We start from the raw sequence: 1,050 nt of genomic DNA on the forward strand, positions 1-1,050 counted from the left end.
CCAGGGAACTGATAGTTATCGTAAAAAGTATATGTTAACGGTGTCAGTGTACCATTACTAAAGATATCAGGTAAGGGATTGCTGACAATAATATTCGCAGTGTCCCTCCTCAGAGACGGGTTAATTAACATATCTACATTGGCGCCACTGCCGGTATCGAAGCCACCTTCCAGCGTTACGGAGTTAGTTGCCTCGTAAACGATACGCGCCGGTTCATGATACGCAGTAACCAGGTCGGCAAGACCCGGAAAAACGTAGTTGCTGGTGCCACTGTTATTAACAGCTCCGTTCATCTGTCCCTGTAACACCTGCCGGGAGATGTTCCGGTTATACAACGCTGTCTCTATCGGCCGGTTCAACTGATCGTAAAAAGTGACATGCCATACATTCTGTGCCCGTTGAACCGAGTCTCTGGTGAACACCAACCGGTCGCGGACATCATACACCATTTCCACCACGCCGGCGCCGGGAACCTTTTTAGTGACCATCCGGTTCCTTTCGTCATAGGTATATTGAAAACAAAGACCATCTGCGATGGCTGCAACATTCCAGGTAGTCGTTATTTTCTCCACGCCCAACGGCGGGATGACAAAGCGCAGGTTGTTCAGGTCGTCGTAGATGTAATAGGTACAAAACCAACCCATATGTGCTGTGCCGGGATTGGCTCCTTTTAACTTTCTCAATACCAGCTGACCGGATTTGTCTTTATACTCCCTTATCTGACCACCGTCTTCATCAATACTCACATCTACCGTCAGCTGACCAGGATCATAAGCGCGGGGACTAACAGGCAGCCCGGTAGAACCCATGTTCCAGATACGTACAGAATCTTGTGCGGTGTTAACCAGGTACTGATGGCTCACCGGACGGGTAGCCCAGCTGTTGCCTGGGGCATAAGTCTTCATCACCCGGTTCAATGGAGACGCCTCAAATTCGGTCTGACTATAATATATTTTCTCTCCCGGATATCTTCCCGAATTCTGATAAAACTGTTGTTGTGCGCTAAAGGGAGATGTTTTGAATTTGCCATCGCCGGCAGTGTGCATATAA

1 protein-coding gene is annotated in these 1,050 nt (G+C 48.6%); it reads right to left on the reverse strand.

The genetic code is table 11. From position 1 onward, the window contains the following. Positions 1 to 1,050: DUF6443 domain-containing protein (locus B5D63_RS35240; RefSeq protein ID WP_235021712.1), on the reverse strand; the 1,050-nt coding region annotated here is incomplete at both ends.

Source organism: Chitinophaga eiseniae (genome assembly GCF_900167135.1).
Taxonomy (GTDB): domain Bacteria; phylum Bacteroidota; class Bacteroidia; order Chitinophagales; family Chitinophagaceae; genus Chitinophaga; species Chitinophaga eiseniae.